This is a genomic window from Pseudomonas sp. Q11, from assembly GCF_024494355.1.
Taxonomy (GTDB): domain Bacteria; phylum Pseudomonadota; class Gammaproteobacteria; order Pseudomonadales; family Pseudomonadaceae; genus Aquipseudomonas; species Aquipseudomonas hefeiensis.
In genome coordinates this window covers 1-15070 of record NZ_JAKNQY010000039.1, presented here as the reverse complement: position 1 = coordinate 15070, position 15070 = coordinate 1, and the positions used below count along the sequence as shown (strand labels likewise).

The 15070-nt window shown below is 60.2% G+C and carries 19 protein-coding genes; 5 read left to right on the top strand and 14 right to left on the bottom strand.

Going from position 1 to position 15070, the window contains the following annotated elements; translation table 11 throughout:
* Positions 1 to 427: 427 nt before the first annotated feature.
* From MA884_RS26470 to soxR, 10 genes are all read right to left on the bottom strand, one after another.
* Complete coding sequence (locus MA884_RS26470; RefSeq protein WP_256233265.1) at positions 428 to 1327, bottom strand: metal ABC transporter solute-binding protein, Zn/Mn family; 900 nt, start codon at positions 1325 to 1327, stop codon at positions 428 to 430.
* Positions 1328 to 2227 (bottom strand): metal ABC transporter permease, encoded by a 900-nt coding sequence (locus MA884_RS26465; protein WP_047228283.1) that lies wholly within the window; start codon positions 2225 to 2227, stop codon positions 1328 to 1330.
* Positions 2227 to 2979 carry a metal ABC transporter ATP-binding protein gene (locus tag MA884_RS26460; protein WP_256233264.1) on the bottom strand — a complete coding sequence of 251 codons (753 nt, stop codon included), beginning with the start codon at positions 2977 to 2979 and terminating at the stop codon, positions 2227 to 2229. The genes MA884_RS26465 and MA884_RS26460 overlap by 1 nt, the downstream gene beginning before the upstream one ends.
* Complete coding sequence (locus MA884_RS26455; protein WP_256233263.1) at positions 2976 to 3905, bottom strand: metal ABC transporter substrate-binding protein; 930 nt, start codon at positions 3903 to 3905, stop codon at positions 2976 to 2978. The genes MA884_RS26460 and MA884_RS26455 overlap by 4 nt, the downstream gene beginning before the upstream one ends.
* A 35-nt stretch (positions 3906 to 3940) precedes the next feature.
* On the bottom strand, positions 3941 to 4516 hold the full coding sequence (locus MA884_RS26450; RefSeq protein WP_256233262.1) for a DUF6162 family protein: 576 nt from the start codon (positions 4514 to 4516) through the stop codon (positions 3941 to 3943).
* Positions 4513 to 4839, bottom strand: coding sequence for a hypothetical protein (locus MA884_RS26445; RefSeq protein ID WP_139049504.1), 327 nt, complete (start codon positions 4837 to 4839; stop codon positions 4513 to 4515). The genes MA884_RS26450 and MA884_RS26445 overlap by 4 nt, the downstream gene beginning before the upstream one ends.
* A complete protein-coding gene (locus tag MA884_RS26440) occupies positions 4836 to 5378 on the bottom strand; it encodes a thiamine pyrophosphate-binding protein (protein WP_256233261.1) in 543 nt (180 codons plus the stop codon). Before MA884_RS26440 ends, MA884_RS26445 begins: the two co-directional genes overlap by 4 nt.
* On the bottom strand, positions 5375 to 6589 hold the full coding sequence (locus MA884_RS26435) for a PepSY domain-containing protein (protein WP_256233260.1): 1215 nt from the start codon (positions 6587 to 6589) through the stop codon (positions 5375 to 5377). Before MA884_RS26435 ends, MA884_RS26440 begins: the two co-directional genes overlap by 4 nt.
* Before the next feature lie 274 nt (positions 6590 to 6863).
* Positions 6864 to 7325: a VOC family protein gene (locus tag MA884_RS26430; protein WP_256233259.1), complete on the bottom strand. Its 462-nt coding sequence runs from the start codon at positions 7323 to 7325 to the stop codon at positions 6864 to 6866.
* A 105-nt stretch (positions 7326 to 7430) separates the two neighbouring features.
* A complete protein-coding gene (gene soxR, locus MA884_RS26425; RefSeq protein ID WP_256233258.1) occupies positions 7431 to 7883 on the bottom strand; it encodes a redox-sensitive transcriptional activator SoxR in 453 nt (150 codons plus the stop codon).
* A 96-nt stretch (positions 7884 to 7979) separates the two neighbouring features.
* Here soxR and MA884_RS26420 point away from each other — a divergent pair, with 96 nt between their 5' ends.
* From MA884_RS26420 to MA884_RS26405, 4 genes are all read left to right on the top strand, one after another.
* Complete coding sequence (locus tag MA884_RS26420) at positions 7980 to 8345, top strand: antibiotic biosynthesis monooxygenase (RefSeq protein WP_256233257.1); 366 nt, start codon at positions 7980 to 7982, stop codon at positions 8343 to 8345.
* Positions 8346 to 8461: 116 nt separating this feature from the next.
* Positions 8462 to 8728 carry a hypothetical protein gene (locus MA884_RS26415; protein ID WP_256233256.1) on the top strand — a complete coding sequence of 89 codons (267 nt, stop codon included), beginning with the start codon at positions 8462 to 8464 and terminating at the stop codon, positions 8726 to 8728.
* A gap of 101 nt (positions 8729 to 8829) precedes the next feature.
* Positions 8830 to 9444, top strand: coding sequence for a LysE family translocator (locus tag MA884_RS26410; protein WP_256233255.1), 615 nt, complete (start codon positions 8830 to 8832; stop codon positions 9442 to 9444).
* Positions 9445 to 9552: 108 nt separating this feature from the next.
* Positions 9553 to 11361 carry an aminopeptidase P family protein gene (locus MA884_RS26405; protein WP_256233254.1) on the top strand — a complete coding sequence of 603 codons (1809 nt, stop codon included), beginning with the start codon at positions 9553 to 9555 and terminating at the stop codon, positions 11359 to 11361.
* 9 nt (positions 11362 to 11370) lie between these two features.
* Here the strand turns inward: MA884_RS26405 and MA884_RS26400 are convergent, their stop codons facing one another.
* Both MA884_RS26400 and MA884_RS26395 read right to left on the bottom strand, forming a co-directional pair.
* Entirely contained in the window at positions 11371 to 11961 is a 591-nt protein-coding gene (locus tag MA884_RS26400; RefSeq protein WP_256233253.1) for a 2-hydroxychromene-2-carboxylate isomerase, read from the bottom strand.
* 35 nt (positions 11962 to 11996) lie between these two features.
* Positions 11997 to 12725, bottom strand: a complete 729-nt coding sequence (locus MA884_RS26395; protein ID WP_256233252.1) for an SDR family oxidoreductase — start codon at positions 12723 to 12725, stop codon at positions 11997 to 11999.
* A 90-nt stretch (positions 12726 to 12815) separates the two neighbouring features.
* Here MA884_RS26395 and MA884_RS26390 point away from each other — a divergent pair, with 90 nt between their 5' ends.
* On the top strand, positions 12816 to 13385 hold the full coding sequence (locus MA884_RS26390) for a TetR/AcrR family transcriptional regulator (protein WP_256233251.1): 570 nt from the start codon (positions 12816 to 12818) through the stop codon (positions 13383 to 13385).
* A gap of 8 nt (positions 13386 to 13393) precedes the next feature.
* On the opposite strand, the gene MA884_RS26385 is transcribed toward MA884_RS26390, so the two are convergent.
* A complete protein-coding gene (locus tag MA884_RS26385; RefSeq protein ID WP_256233250.1) occupies positions 13394 to 13675 on the bottom strand; it encodes a hypothetical protein in 282 nt (93 codons plus the stop codon).
* A gap of 166 nt (positions 13676 to 13841) precedes the next feature.
* Positions 13842 to 14729, bottom strand: coding sequence for a threonine/homoserine exporter RhtA (gene rhtA / locus MA884_RS26380; RefSeq protein ID WP_256233249.1), 888 nt, complete (start codon positions 14727 to 14729; stop codon positions 13842 to 13844).
* Positions 14730 to 15070: the final 341 nt, after the last annotated feature.

The following is a 15070-nucleotide window of genomic DNA, read 5'->3' as shown; positions in this document are numbered from 1 at the left end:
CCACAATTCATCAGTGATGGATTTGAGTTCTGGGTCCGATGCAAATCCTTTGTGGGAGCGAGCCTGCTCGCGATGAGGCCGGCACAGTCAGCATTGATGTCGCCTGATCCACCGCAATCGCGAGCAAGCCCACTCCCACAAATGCATCTGTGATGGACTTGAGTTCTGGGTCCGCTGCAAATCCTTTGTGGGAGCGAGCCTGCTCGCGATGAGGCCGACACAGTCAGCATTGATGTCGAATGACACAGCGCTTTCGCGAGCAAGCCCGCTCCCACAATTCATCAGTGATGGATTTGAGTTCTGGGTCCGATGCAAATCCTTTGTGGGAGCGAGCCTGCTCGCGATGAGGCCGGCACAGTCAGCATTGATGTCGCCTGATACACCGTTTTCGCGAGCAAGCCAGCTCCCACAGAGCGCATTCCTGCAGTCAGCCCCCTGTCAACGCCGTGACGACCAGGTCCACATTGCTTTCCAGCTCCGCCACGGGATCGGCGTCGTCGGTGCTCAGGACCAGTAATTGACTGCCGCCTTCAGTGATGGCCGCTTTCACGGCATCCGCGGGCTGACGATGATGCAGCACCCGCTTCACGTCGTTGTCTTTCAACATAGCGGTCAACTGCTGGAGAGCTTCGGGTGTCCATTCGGCGTCGGGTCGGGCATCGGTGTTGATCCCGTCCAGATTCAAACCACTGATCAAGTAGCCGAAATGCTCGCTCAGGCTGACCACGCTCAGGTTGTCGGCGCTGGCCAGGCGCCTTTCGCTGTCGGCGCTGAGCTTGAGCAGGCGTTGCTTGAGGGCCGCCAGGTTGGCGTCGATCTTCGGTTTGGCCGTTGGCGCCAGGCGCACCAGATCGGCGGCGATGACATCGGCCATCCGCCCCAGGTTATGGCTGGCCATCCACGGTTGGCTCGCCAGGCCATCGGCCGACCCCGATTGCACGGCGATGCCGGGCAGGGCGCCGTCCACCGGGCGGGCGGCATCGACTTCGACGATGCGGATGTTGCTGCGTCGGGCCATGGGATACAGCGGATCATCCGGCCACAACGAGCGCAGACCTATGACGGCGTCGGCGTCGCTGGCCAGTTTGGTCAGGGCCGGCGCACCACGGCCGCTGAAGTAGGCATTCTGACGCGTACCGGGCAGATTGGCCGGGGCGGCGCGCTCCAGGCTGACATCGGTGCCCTTGAGCAACGCTTCACTCAAGCCGTAGGTGACCGGCAACGAAGCAAGCAGGCGCACCGGTTTGCCTTCGGCGGCGAAAGAAGGGCTGGTTACCAGACCGCACAGGGCCACGGCCAATGCCAGTTGTCGCAATGAAAAAACCATTTATCCAAGATTCCCTTTGAGGCTGGGGACAACACCCCGGGCGATGGCGGCCAGGGCGAATGCGATGCCGGCCACCAGAATGATCGCGGCACCGGACGGGATCGGCAGGTCGAAGACAATCGGTGCGAGAATCCCGCACAGGGTGCTGACGGTTGCGATCAGCACGGAGCACCAGAAAAACCCTTTCAACGACTGGCTGAGCAGACGCGCCGCTGCTGCCGGAATCACCAGCAAGGCCCCCACCAGAATCGCGCCGATGACTTTTACCGCCGCCACGGTGATCAGCGTCACCAACACCACGAACAGGTAATCCAGCGTTTTGACCGCGACCCCGCGCACCGCCGCCAGTTGCGGGTTGAAACTGGCGAGCATGATGCGGTTGTACAGCGGCAACGCTAAAGCCATCACCAGTGAGCCGACCACCGCCAGCACCAGCAGGTCATTGCCATTGACCGTCAGTACCGAGCCGAACAGCACGTTCTCCAGGATGTGCACGTTGATCTTGCCCGCCAGGATCAGCAACAGGCTGGCGCCCAGGGCCAGGGACACCGAGAGGAAAACTCCGATCAGCGTGTCCGGTGCCAGGCCGGTGCGGTTGCGCAGGTAATTGAGCAGGATGCCGAACAGCAGGCAATAGCCGAACAGGCTGCCGTAGGGGCCGGTGTAGGGTTCGCCGAGCAGGATGCCGACCGCCACGCCGGTCAGCGCCGCGTGGCCCACCGCTTCGGAGAAAAACGCGAAACGCTTGACCACCACCAGCGTGCCGAGGCCACCCAGGACCGGACCGATCAGCAGCCCGGCCAGCAACGCATTGACCACAAACCCGTAAGCCAGCGCTTCGGGCAGATAGCCAGACGACGCCCAGCCCTGGACCATCAAACGAAAAGCTTCGTAACTCATCAGGCGGCGCTCCCGTTCGTGCGTGGATGGGTGGAAAACAGCGTCAGCAAGCGCTCCGGCGTCAGGGTCTGGCGCGGCGGGCCATCGAACAACACGCGGCGGTTCAGGCCGGTGACGCGGTCAGCCAGGCGCCCGACGGCTTCCAGGTCGTGTTCGATCCACAGCACCGTGATCCCGGCCTGGCGCCAGTCTCGCAGCAGTTGTTCAAACACCTGGATACCGGCCTCGTCCAGCGCCGACATCGGTTCATCCAGCACCAGCAGTTGCGGCGCAGGAATCAGCCCCTGGGCCAACAACACCCGCTGGCGTTCACCGCCGGACAGCGCGCCCATGCGACGCTTGCGTTTGTCCTGCATGCCGACCCGTTCCAGGGCCTGGCCAATGGCGCCGACGTAATGCTTGCTCAGGCCGAGAAAGGCCGGCCGGCGTTGGCACATCGCTGCCATGAAATCATCCACGGTCATAGGCAGGCCCCGGTCGAATTCCAGGGCCTGGGGCACATAGCCGATGACACCGGGCTCCCCCGGCCACTGCAGGCTCAAGCGTCCCTGGTGGGGCATCTGCCCCAGCAAGGTCTTGATCAGCGAACTCTTGCCGCCGCCGTTCGGACCCACCAGTGCATGAATGCTACCGGGCTGCACCTGGAAGGCCACGGCGTCGAGAATCGTAGTGCGGCCCAGGTTCAGGCTGACGTCGCCGAACTCGATCAAGGGACCGACGTGTTGCAAGGTGAGCGTTTCCTGGACAGTCATGCGCCGGACTCCTGAATGGCCCGGACCACGGTGTCGAGGTTGCCGGTCATTTCCTTTTCGTACTTCTCGGCGCTGTAGTCGCCGTAGGAAATGTGCGAGAGCGGGTACAGTTTTACCCCCGACTCCCGCTGGATGGTGTCGACGTAGGTGGAGGGAAAGTCCATCTCCGAGAAGATCACTTTCACGTCCAGTTCGCGCAGTTGGTCGATGGTTTTCTTTAACTGGCTAGGGCTCGGCTCGATGCCATGGGCCGGCTCGACCACGGCGGTGACCTCCAGACCGAATTCGCGCAGCAGGTAATCGTAGGCGGCGTGGACCGTGGCGACCCGTAACTCGGCATTGGGAGCCTGGGTCAGCTTTGCCAGCGCCGCGGCACGCATTTGCCGCAGGCGCTTGCCATAGGCGCGGGCGTTCTGGGTGTAGACCTTGGCGTTGTCCGGATCAAGCTTGCCCAGTTCCCGGGCGATGTTATTGACCTGGGCAATGGAGGCGCTGATGGACAGGAAAGTATGCGGGTTCACAACCTTGCCGGCGCCCCGGGCGGCGATCCCGGTGGCGGCCAGCAACGGTACGTTTTCGTTGGCTTCGATCACGTTCACGTTCGGGGTTTCGCTGGCGGCGATCATCCGGTCGGCGAAATCGTCATGGCCCACACCATTGAGCACGATCACATCGAGCCCGCTGATGCGCTTGATGTCCTCTGCACGAGGTTCGTAGGCGTGGGGGTTGAAGCCGGCCGGGATCAGCGGCACCACTTCGGCCTTGTCGCCGACGATGTTGGCCACGTAGCTGTAATAAGGATGCAAGGTGATGCCGATACGCAGGCGCTTGGCCGCTTCGGCGCTGGCCAGTGGGGTGAACAGGCAGGCGAGCAGGCCGATCAGCAGCAGGCGCAGCAAGGGGCAGCGTTGAAATGCAATAGACATGGGCAAACGGTCTTCTCTCGAATGAGGGCGTGGGGTCAGTGCCGGTGCTGGCGCGTTACGCCGGCGTCGAACTGCGCGACGATCTGTTTCCAGCCGGCGGCGGACAAAGCGGTATCGTCCAGATCGCTGGAGACGGCGACGCTGTTGCCGCGATTGAGCCAGATGTCCGGGGCGGCGTCGGATGCTTCGCTGATGCGCATCAGAAATGAACCGGCGACGGATGGATTTGCACTGACGCCGAAGTAGGCCCGGCTCTCCACCTGCCGCCAGACATGTCCGCCTCGGCTGACGGAACTGGCGTCCTGAGCGAACGGGGCAAAGCCCTCTTCGGCCAGATTTTGCGGGGTTGGCAGGGACTGCTGTTCTTCGCGTAGCAGGCGGATCTCATCCAGGGTCACCCGCAGATCGGCATAGATGCCTTGCTCGGCGGCGCTGAGATCGCGGCGGGCGTCGAGTTGATGGGCTGGCACATGGCTGACGTCCTGGGTTTCACCGTGCCAGGCCACCACCGACCCGGCCACCAGAACGATGATCAGGCACAGCAGCAACACATACAGGGTTTCATGGCCGGCGCCGGCGGGGCGAATCACTTGGGTGGTGGGATTACTCATGGGGCCTCGATATCGGCTTGGTCGATTTCCACCACGTGGCCGGGGCCGGCGTCGAAGAGTACGTAGAACTCGGCATTGGGTTTCTTGAACGTCAGCGTTGAATCGGCGCCGAGCTTGCCCGGCACCAGGATGGTTTCGTCATAGCCGATCACATCCAGGGTCACCCCGGGCGCGCCGCTGCCATCGGAAAAACCGCCAGTGCACTGGATCTGCTCGGCATCAATGGCTTTGCATTCACACATCGGGTTATGGGCCAGGGCGTTGCTGCTGGCACCTGCGCAGAGCAGCAGCGCCAGGCTGTTGAGATAACCGCGGGCAGTCATGGTCGGGCTCCTTGGGTTTTCAGCCAGGCGATGGTGGCCGGCGAGGCCTGGCTCAGGGGAATGGAAGCCTGGTGCATCGAACCGTCCCAGCCTTCAAGGGTGATCCACAACTCAGCGTCGGGCCGGGTCTTTTGCGGCACCGGCAACAAGGCGCCCATGCGATAGGGCGAGCCGAAGAAAATCACCCCGGCGGCCCGCAGGCTGCGAGGTTTGCCGATGCGCAGATAAGTAGCCTTGACCTGGCTGATGCAGCGTTTGCACAGCGCGGCGGTGAAGTGCTTCATAGGCCCTGCCGGCCCATCGAGGCGTGGCGCTTCGTCGCGAAATTCTGCCAGGCGCAAGCTCCAGGGGCCGACCTGGACTTCACCAACCTCCCGCTCACCCAGCCCGGCATCGCCGCGGAACAACGCGGCTTCGGAGAAATACTTGGGCATGAAACCCAGAGGAATCAGCAATAGCAGCACGTTGAGGTGAAAGCGCCATTTGTGCCAGAACACACTCAGGCGCGATGGCGACGCGGTGGTGGTGGACGGGATCACAGGTTGCCCTCCGCTGATTCACGGTGGATGGACGGCTGCAATAACGGCGCAGATTGGCCTGTCCGGGAAGGTTTTTGGCTGCGCTTGAAGGCATTTGCGGTGGCCAGGGCGGTGCGTTTGGTCCAGATCAGCAGCCCGCTGAGGACCATCATGCTCATGATCAAACCGAAGAAGAACCAGATGAGCTTGATCCAGAGGCCGCCGAAGTCCCCAGTGTGTAACGGGCGCATGGATTCGGTGACGAATTCCAGCGCGGTGCGGTCCGACAGCAGGCGCGAGGCGGCGACCTCACCGTTATAGGGATTGATGGTGGCGGTCTGGAACATCAGCGGATACCAACCGCGGCCACCGATTTCCAGATGGCTATAGGCGTTGCCGGGCAGGCTGACGAAGCTCGTTTCCAGGCCAGGGATGCGCTGCTGGGCGATTTCAATCGCGCGGTCCAGGTTCAGTTGCGGCGGCGCAACACCTTCGGCTGACAGCGGAACACTTTCCCGCGACACCACCGGGATGACCGGTGCGCTGGAAATGGAAATCTGGTTGTCCGACAGTAGCGCCTGGATCAGGAACCAGGTGCCGGTAATGGAAATGACCGCGATGAACCAGATCGACCAGATACCGCTGAGCCTATGGAAATCACCCCAGAAAATGCGTGCACCGTGACGGATCCGCAGGGTCGGCCGGAAAAACCCCTTCCAGAAACGCTTGTAGACCACCAGCCCGGTCACCAGGGACGCCAGCAGCGGCAGGCCGAGGAGTGACACCAGGTACCAGCCCCAACTGAAGCCGTTGGTGAACGGTACCAGCCACCAGCCATGCAGGGCGCGGGTAAAGCCTTTGAAATTGAACGTCGGCGCCGAGCCCTGGACGATGCCGCTGTAAGGGTTGACGTAGATCTTGTCGGGGCGCCCGTCGGGGTAGGTCACGCCGACCTCCAGGGCAAAATGCGACTCGTCCGGACGTACGATGCTCTGCACCTGGGTTTGCGGCTGGGCTTGCTTGATGGCGGCGACGACCTGGTCGTAGCTGAGCAGCGTTGCGTCGTCCGAGGGTTTGCTGGCGCGCATCTCGGGATTGACCAGCCAGACGATTTCCTGACTGACCACCGCCAGCGTGCCGGTGACGCAAACGATGAGTACGAAAAACCAGATGGGCAGTGCCAGCCAGCTATGAACCAGGAACCAGAGTTTGGAGCGGGATTTCTTCGACATGATTTGAACGTCTTGATTCGATGAAAGGCTCGGTATTACGGGCTTCGTAATCCCCTGAACCCTGAAAAGCCGGTCGTGGCTTTTGCCGACGCGACCTGCTGCATCTAATTAAGACGAACGAGCAATGGAAATCCCGAAGCGAAAGTTGAAAGAAAATGTTTCGCGTTTACGAATCGGATGTATTTCCACCCTTGCTGAAGCAAACCGGATGGACGGAAAACGCAAAAACTGTGGCAAGGGGATAGGTCCCCTCGCCACAAGAGCAGGTTGGCCGTCAGCCCTGCTGTTGAAACATCTCCCTGGCCCGCTGTTCAATCTGTTCCTGCGTCAGATCCTCCTTGTGCGTCGCCAGAAACCACACATGCCCATAGGGGTCTTTCAAGGTGCCGCTGCGATCACCGTAGAACTGATCCTTGACCTCGGAAATCACCGTGCCACCGGCGGCAATCGCTTGGGCGAACGCATTGTCCACATCTTCGACATAGAGATGCAGGCCTACCGGCACCGATTGTTCGGGGTTACGCAACGGCCCTTGATCACAAGGTGTGCCGAGCATGATAGGGCAATCGCCGATCCGCAGCTCGGCATGACCGACGCCGCCGTCCGGCATGGCCAGGCGCATGACCTCGGTGGCATTGAAGGCTTTTTTGTAGAACTCGATGGCTTCAGCGGCTTTTTGAATGCCCAGGTAGGGCGTGATGCTGTGGAAACCTTCAGGAATGGCTTTGACACCCATGACGATTCTCCTTGTTGTTATTGGGAGGCGAAGACGGCTTCGCCGATTTGCGTCCATCCACTATAGGACAGCGACTTGGGGGCGGCGCATGGCCCGACGAACGTCTCACGGCGCATCCAGCAGATGCGCTCCCGGCCCGCGCTTGCCCAACACATCGCCCTGATTGCGCAGCGGGCAACCTTCCATCGACAGGCAACCGCAACCGATGCAGCCGTTGAGTCGATCGCGCAGCGCCATCAAGTGGTTGATGCGTTGATCCAGCTCGCGGCTCCACTGCGCCGAGAGGATCTTCCAGTCGCTCGCCGTTGGGGCTCGGTCGTCCGGCAAATTTTTCAAGGCGCTGCCGATCTCGGCCAACGGAATGCCCAAGCCTTGGGCGACCTTGATCAGCGCCACACGCCGCAACACTTCCCGTGGATAGCGGCGTTGGTTGCCCTGGTTACGATTACTTTTGATCAGACCCTTGGATTCATAGAAGTGCAGGGCAGTGACGGCCACGCCGCTGCGGGCGGCCACTTGGCCGACGGTGAGTTCCTTGTGGACGTTTATCTGTGTCATTGCCTGCATTCTCTGCTTGACCTTGAGTTAACTGGAGGTTTTACCCTGCACGCCATCGGACCGCAAGATCCGCCCTACGTACAGCGAGGACCTTCCATGCAATCACCAAGGAACAATCAGAGTTTTACCCAGTTGATGGAGTTCGACATCGAACCTCAATGGCAACAGGCGCTGGTGACGGCCCTGTCAGAACAGACCGAGCGCCTGGCGCGGGGGCAGGCGGGATTTCTGAGTGCCAGTATCCAGGTCAGCGAGGACGGACGACGGGTTCTCAACTATCTGCATTGGCAAAACCGCGAGGCGGGCGAAGCGGCGTTTCAGAGTTTCGAGCGCGGTGAGCAGGATTTCTGGCGGCTGATCCAGGCCCATAGGGCCAGGGCCGTGACATTCGGCTCGTTCCAGGTGTTGCGCAACATCGAACGCAGCGCCGACAACGCGCTGCATTGCCAGTTGGTCGGTTAAGCGCAGCGGATGATCCGAGTCAGCAATACCCACTATCAAAAGGGTTGATTTCTGCCGCGCGAAGTCGGCGGGTAGCCTTTGTTCATCGCCTCACTTCAGAACACTGGATACTCGCCATGAATCGGACTTTTGCTGTTTTGCTGCTGTTGACGGCCACTGTGTTGAGCGGTTGCGCCTCTTCGTCGCCGGAGTTGCGCCCCTACACCGCCGAAGAAACCCGTGAACTGGCCCTTGAAGCGCTGAGCCGTCGGGGCCTGTCGTTTGACGAGTATCACGCGAAAAAAGCCGAGTTGCTCGGTCCTTCGCAGAAAAACGTAGGTTTCGACGACCAAGGGCAAATGAGCGCCGAGCGAGCCATGAAGCTGCCGGGGCGGCCGAGCTGAGGACTGTACCGCTCGAAGTTTTGCCTAACTGTCCATGGGTTTGGATCGGGGCGTGGGGTAGGGTCATGACTTGACTCACCGTCCCAATGGATACGCCTGCCATGACCCTTTCGCTAGACCTGTTGCTGGGCTTCGCCCTGTTTGCCCTGGTGACTTCGATCACCCCCGGTCCCAACAACACCATGTTGCTGGCCTCGGGCGTCAACTTCGGTTTCAACCGCACGATTCCTCACATGCTGGGCATCACCTGCGGCTTCTTTTCCCTGGTGCTGGCGGTGGGCCTTGGCCTGGGCGCGGTGTTCCAGACCTACCCTCTGCTCTACACCGTGCTGCGCTACGTCGGAGCGACCTACCTGTTGTACCTGGCGTGGAAAATCGCCCACTCCGGGCCGGTCTCTGAGAGCCGGCCGGGGGATAGCACGCCCATCAGCTATTGGGGGGCGGCGGCGTTTCAGTGGGTCAATCCCAAGGCCTGGATCATGGCCATCGGAGCCATCAGCACCTACACGCCGCTTCAAGGTTATTTTTTCAATGTGGTGGTTATCGCCGCGGTGTTTGCCCTGATCAATCTGCCGAGCGTAAGCCTGTGGGTGGTGTGCGGCAGTCTGTTACGCAATCTTTTGCGTGATCGTCGCTGGCTGCGCCTGTTCAACTGGGGGATGGCGCTATTATTGGTCGCCTCGCTGTATCCGTTGTTACTCGAAAGCATCGGCTGAGGGCTGAGCTTGGGGCGGATGCCTGTTAAGCTCGCTGATCAGTCGCTGCGGCAGCTATCCAGAGCCCTTGGTGCAAGCGAACAACACTATTTACGAGCAGGAGAAACGATGAGTACCGAGCCTTTGACCCATGGACTGGTTCCCCAGCGCCTGGCCCAAATCCGCCAGTTGATGAATCGCGAAGGCATTCACGCGCTGCTGGTGCCATCGGCCGACCCGCATCTGTCGGAGTACTTGCCGGGGTATTGGCAAGGACGGCAATGGTTATCGGGGTTTCATGGCTCGGTTGGGACGCTGATCGTCACGGCGGACTTCGCTGGCGTCTGGGCTGACAGCCGTTATTGGGAGCAGGCCACCAAGGAACTTGAAGGCAGCGGTATTGAACTGGTCAAGCTCATTCCCGGTCACGCCGGCCCCCTGGATTGGCTGGCCGAACAGACGCCTGAAGGCGCGGCGGTTGCGGTTGATGGCGCGGTCATGGCTGTGGCCTCTGCCCGGACCCTGAGCGGCAAGCTTGAGGCGCGCGGGGCGCGATTGCGCACCGATATTGATCTGCTCAAGGAAATCTGGAGCGATCGCCCAAACCTGCCCGATCAACCGGTCTACGCGCATCTGCCGCCGCAGGCGACCGTCAGCCGGGTCGAGAAACTCGCCAAGCTGCGCGAAACCCTCAAGGAGCGCGGCGCCGACTGGCACTTCATCGCCACGCTCGATGACATCGCCTGGCTGTTCAACTTGCGCGGCGCGGATGTGTCGTTCAACCCCGTATTCGTTTCCTTTGCCTTGATCAGCCAGCAACAGGCAACGCTGTTCGTGGCCCTGGACAAGGTCGATGCACCACTGCGTGCCGTTCTTGAACAGGACGGCGTGACCCTGCGCGATTACAGCGAAGCGGCGGCCGCATTGCGGGAAGTGCCAAGTAGCGCGAGCCTGCTGATCGATCCGGCGCGGGTCACGGTCGGTTTGCTGGATAATCTGGACAGTGGCGTGAAGCTGGTCGAGGGACTCAATCCAACGACGCTGGCCAAGTCTCGTAAAAGCCTGGCCGACGCCGAGCACATCCGTCGGGCCATGGAGCAGGACGGCGCGGCGCTCTGCGAGTTCTTTGCCTGGCTGGAAAGCGCCTGGGGTCGCGAGCGCATTACCGAGCTGACCATCGATGAGCACCTGACCGCGGCCCGTACACGCCGGCCGGAGTTTGTCTCCCTGAGCTTCAACACCATCGCCGCGTTCAACGCCAACGGCGCGATGCCCCATTACCACGCCACGGAGCAAGCCCATGCGGTCATCGAGGGCGATGGCTTGCTGCTGATCGATTCCGGTGGCCAATACCTGGGTGGCACCACCGATATCACCCGCATGGTGCCGGTCGGAACGCCAACCCTGGAACAGAAGCGTGATTGCACCCGCGTGCTCAAGGGCGTGATTGCCTTGTCTCGCGCCAAATTCCCACGGGGCATTCTGTCGCCGTTGCTGGATGCCATCGCCCGGGCGCCGATCTGGGCCGAGCAGGTGGATTACGGTCACGGCACCGGTCACGGCGTCGGTTATTTCCTCAACGTTCACGAAGGTCCGCAGGTGATTGCCTATCAGGCCGCCGCCGCGCCGCAGACCGCGATGCAAGCGGGCATGATCACCTCTATCGAACCGGGTACTTATCGTCCGGGCCGTTGGGGCGTGCGCATCGAAAACCTGGTGTTGAACCGTGAGGGGGGGAGCAGCGAGTTCGGCGAGTTTCTCGAATTCGAAACCCTGACCCTGTGCCCGATCGACACGCGCTGCCTGGAGCCGTCCTTGCTGAGCCAGGATGAAAAAGACTGGTTCAACGCCTACCATGCCGAGGTTCAGCGTCGATTGAGCCCGTTACTGGAAGGCGACGCGCTGCAATGGCTGAACACGCGGACGCTGGCGATCTGACGTAAGGCATTAGCCCAGGGCTTCACGGACGAAGTCCAGCCGATCCTGGCCGAAGAACAGCTCGTCGCCGACGAACATGCTCGGGGCGCCGAACACGCCCCGTTTAATGGCTTCTTCGGTGGTGATCTTGAGTGCTTCCTTGACCTGCTCGTTGCTCGTCAGGGCCAGCACATAACCGGGATCAAAATGGCCCTGGTTCAAAACTTCCGCGACTGTTGCCGGGTCGTTGAGGTTGCGGCCGTCCACCCACAGGGCGCGAAACAGGCAATCGATGAAGGCCTCGAATCGTTCCGGATGGTGCAGTTGCATGCCGGTCACGGCGCGCATGAGTAATAGTGTATTGATCGGGAAGTGCGGATTGAGCTTGAAGTCAACGCCGTAGCGATTGGCGAAGCGATTCAAATCCTTCAATAGATAAGGTCCCTTGGCCGGCACGGTAACCGGTGACGCATTGCCGGTCGCCTTGAAGACGCCGCCAAGCAGCATCGGACGGTAGATCAACTGGCTGTTTGTCTGCGCGCAAAGCGGCGGCAGTTGGGTATAGGCCAGGTAGGTGGTCGGGCTGCCCAGGTCGAAGAAAAACTCCACGGATTTTCTCATGGTATCTGCTCTCTAGTTATTGTGAGGGTGGCGGTTTACCAGCGTTCGCTCCAGGGGCGCAGGTCCAGCTCGAAGGTCCAGGCGTCGCGGGGTTGGGCGTGCAGATACCAATAGTTGTCTGCGATGTGTTCGGGATTGAGGATGCCGTCCGTTTCCTTGGTTGCATATTTTTCCGGAAAGTTATCGCGGATGAAGTCGGTGTCGATGGCGCCGTCCACCACCACATGGGCCACATGAATATTCATCGGGCCCAGTTCACGGGCCATGCTTTGGGCCAATGCGCGGATGCCATGTTTGGCCCCTGCGAAGGCGGCGAACCCTGAAGCCCCACGCAGTCCCGCCGTGGCCCCGGTGAACAGAATCGTCCCGCGCTGGCGCGAGGCCATGCGTTTGGCCACTTCCCGAGCATTGAGAAAACCGGAAAAACAGGCCATTTCCCAAATCTTGAAATATTTGCGCGCGGTCTCTTCGAGGATGCTGCAGGGCACGTTGGCGCCGATGTTGAATACAAAGGCTTCAATCGGTCCGATCTGGCTTTCGATTTGCTCGATCAGCGCGATCACCTCGTCCTCCTTGCGCGCGTCACAGGCAAAACCATGAGCATCACCGCCCTGAGCCCGAATTGAATCGACCAATGGCGCGAGTTTGTCAGCGCTGCGGCGGGTAACACAGGCCACGAAACCTTCCTGCGCAAAACGTTTGGCTATTGCGCCGCCGGTGGCATCGCCTGCGCCAACAACCAGTACGACCTTCTTGTTATTCATGATTAGCCTCATTGGTAAACGATCGTTAGCTAAACGGACGTTATGCTAAGATCCGGCGAGCGTCAAGGTGGGCAATCAGAGGCCAGATATATGCGTTATTCAGCCAGTCACAAACTGGAGACCCGAGAGAAACTGCTCGCCAGCAGTGCCAAGTCCGCCAAGAAATCGGGGTTTTCCACCGTCGGTGTCGATGGCCTGATGAAGGCGATCGGCTTGAGCGGCGGGGCGTTCTACAGTCACTTCTCATCCAAGGATGAGCTTTTCAAGACGATCGTCGAGCGAGAGTTGGCGCAAAGCCTGGAACGCTTGAGTGGCGAGAATGTTCTGGACTCACAGAAACTGGAGCGATGCCTCAAGCAGTACCTGAGCATGAGCCACGTCGAACAGCCGGAGGCGGGTTGTGCGCTGCCGGTGCTGGGCGCTGAGATCGCGCGGTCCGATGTGCAGGTGCGGGAGGCGGCGCAAACGTGGATCTGTCGTTTGCATGAAAGCTGGGCGCGGATACTGGGAAGCGAAAGCCTGGCCTGGGCCATTCTGTCGCAATGCGTGGGCGCGTTGGTTGTCGCCCGCATGCTGGCCACGCCAGAGGTCCAGCGTGATGTCCTAAAGTCCAGCCATGATGAGATCAGTCGTCGAATGGCCCAGCAGCGGCTCGACTGATCGGCCACCTATTTACAGATGACGATCATGCTGCGACTGGTATAGCCGGCGGGGTTGAGTCCGAAGGGGTAATCCCCCGGCTCCTCGACGGCGTCGCCCGACTTTGCGATCACCCTGTAACCTTTTGGGGCGCATGAATTGGCGGCGCTAGCCGCGCACTGCCCCCAAGACGAGGAAAGACCGGAGCAGTTGATATGCAAGCCTTTTTTACCGCGTTTGACTTCTGTTCTCGTGGTCGCCGCGCAGCCCGCAATTGCAAGCACAACGATCAATATCAAAATTCGTTTCATTCCAGTCCTTATCACCGCCGCAGATCTTATGTCCACGTGCGATTGTGTTCGCTTTTGCTTTAAGCGTTCATGACGTCCTGTATGAAAATTCCATGTCTGACATTAGGTTACGGGGTAAACATGGCCTAAATGTGCGGTAAATACCAGAGCTTCCTTAAATCCTGTGTCAATCAACCGCGATGGCGGGCTTCGCGGCGCTACCCATCGTCAGCGTTGCGCCGACTGACGCCAGGATGATGCAGCCAATGGCCGCCCATTGGGCCAGGGATAAGTACTCCTGGAGGAACACGAGTCCCGACAAGGCACCGAACGCGGGTTCTATGCTCATTAATGTGCCGAAAGTACGGGCTGGCATTCGTGTAAGGGAAATCATCTCCAGGGTGTAGGGCAGGGCAGTGGACAAGATGGCGACGGCAATGGCGATCGGAATCAGGCTTGGCGTCAGCAATGCGGCCCCCGCGTGGACAATACCGATCGGTGCGACGAAGAGGGCCGCGATCATTACCCCCAGTGCGGCGGTTTGCACGCCGTTGTCCGCGCCAGCCTTTTGGCCAAACAAGATGTACAGCGCCCAGCAGAATCCCGCCCCCAGGGCATAACCGGCGCCGACCAGGTCAATACCGCTGCTGGAGGCTCCAGTCGGTATCAATAGAAGCAGGCCGGTGATCGCCAGGGCAATCCAGAGAAAGTCGATGGCCCGACGCGAAGCGTAAATGGCAACCGCCAGAGGGCCAGTAAATTCCAGTGCCACGGCAATTCCCAGCGGAACGGTTTGCAGTGACATATAGAAAAGAAAGTTCATGCCGCCCAACGCCATCCCGTAGACGATTACGGTGCGCAGGGATTGAGCCGAGAGCTTGGCGCGCCATGGCCGCAGCAACAACAGCATGATGAGACTGGCAAAGATAAGCCGCAGCGTTGTAGTGCCTTGTGCGCCCACGACCGGGAACATGCTTTTGGCAAGTGAAGCTCCCGACTGGATGGATGCCATGGCAATCAATAGAAGGGCGACCGGATAAAGAGTAGTTGCCAGGCTGCGATGTGGGAGAGTCATTACTAAGCGTCGTCCGAGATAAAAGCGGGGGGAAGGCTGGTTTGCGCAATATACTGCGCAATCGCAGCGATTCCGTCTATATATAAGGCGGATTTCAGTGAGGTGCTTCTGGCTGGATAGAAAAATCAAATTAAGGGTTGACGGCAAATTCTGGACGTCTATAATTCGCCCCACTTCCGGCGCAGTCGAAACTAAAAACTCCTTGAGTTTCAATGAGTTAAACGATTTTCGGTAGTGTAGGGCTTCAGGTCATCGAAGCTTGGGAAGCAGTTGGTAGGGCGGTTGCAGTGCTCTATTAACGATTCGGTCTTCTCGATCGAAAGCGGTCAAAAAGAGGTGTT

Excerpts from the sequence above, each read along its gene's own strand:
- MA884_RS26400 (WP_256233253.1), bottom strand. The coding sequence starts at position 11,961 with ATGAGAAAATCCGTGGAGTTTTTCTTCGACCTGGGCAGCCCGACCACC.
- MA884_RS26455 (WP_256233263.1), bottom strand. The coding sequence starts at position 3,905 with ATGTCTATTGCATTTCAACGCTGCCCCTTGCTGCGCCTGCTGCTGATC.
- MA884_RS26465 (WP_047228283.1), bottom strand. The coding sequence starts at position 2,227 with ATGAGTTACGAAGCTTTTCGTTTGATGGTCCAGGGCTGGGCGTCGTCT.
- rhtA (WP_256233249.1), bottom strand. The coding sequence starts at position 14,729 with ATGACTCTCCCACATCGCAGCCTGGCAACTACTCTTTATCCGGTCGCC.
- MA884_RS26445 (WP_139049504.1), bottom strand. The coding sequence starts at position 4,839 with ATGACTGCCCGCGGTTATCTCAACAGCCTGGCGCTGCTGCTCTGCGCA.
- MA884_RS26395 (WP_256233252.1), bottom strand. The coding sequence starts at position 12,725 with ATGAATAACAAGAAGGTCGTACTGGTTGTTGGCGCAGGCGATGCCACC.
- MA884_RS26470 (WP_256233265.1), bottom strand. The coding sequence starts at position 1,327 with ATGGTTTTTTCATTGCGACAACTGGCATTGGCCGTGGCCCTGTGCGGT.
- soxR (WP_256233258.1), bottom strand. The coding sequence starts at position 7,883 with ATGACACAGATAAACGTCCACAAGGAACTCACCGTCGGCCAAGTGGCC.
- MA884_RS26450 (WP_256233262.1), bottom strand. The coding sequence starts at position 4,516 with ATGAGTAATCCCACCACCCAAGTGATTCGCCCCGCCGGCGCCGGCCAT.
- MA884_RS26430 (WP_256233259.1), bottom strand. The coding sequence starts at position 7,325 with ATGGGTGTCAAAGCCATTCCTGAAGGTTTCCACAGCATCACGCCCTAC.
- MA884_RS26460 (WP_256233264.1), bottom strand. The coding sequence starts at position 2,979 with ATGACTGTCCAGGAAACGCTCACCTTGCAACACGTCGGTCCCTTGATC.
- MA884_RS26415 (WP_256233256.1), top strand. The coding sequence starts at position 8,462 with ATGAATCGGACTTTTGCTGTTTTGCTGCTGTTGACGGCCACTGTGTTG.
- MA884_RS26390 (WP_256233251.1), top strand. The coding sequence starts at position 12,816 with ATGCGTTATTCAGCCAGTCACAAACTGGAGACCCGAGAGAAACTGCTC.
- MA884_RS26405 (WP_256233254.1), top strand. The coding sequence starts at position 9,553 with ATGAGTACCGAGCCTTTGACCCATGGACTGGTTCCCCAGCGCCTGGCC.
- MA884_RS26410 (WP_256233255.1), top strand. The coding sequence starts at position 8,830 with ATGACCCTTTCGCTAGACCTGTTGCTGGGCTTCGCCCTGTTTGCCCTG.
- MA884_RS26435 (WP_256233260.1), bottom strand. The coding sequence starts at position 6,589 with ATGTCGAAGAAATCCCGCTCCAAACTCTGGTTCCTGGTTCATAGCTGG.
- MA884_RS26385 (WP_256233250.1), bottom strand. The coding sequence starts at position 13,675 with ATGAAACGAATTTTGATATTGATCGTTGTGCTTGCAATTGCGGGCTGC.
- MA884_RS26420 (WP_256233257.1), top strand. The coding sequence starts at position 7,980 with ATGCAATCACCAAGGAACAATCAGAGTTTTACCCAGTTGATGGAGTTC.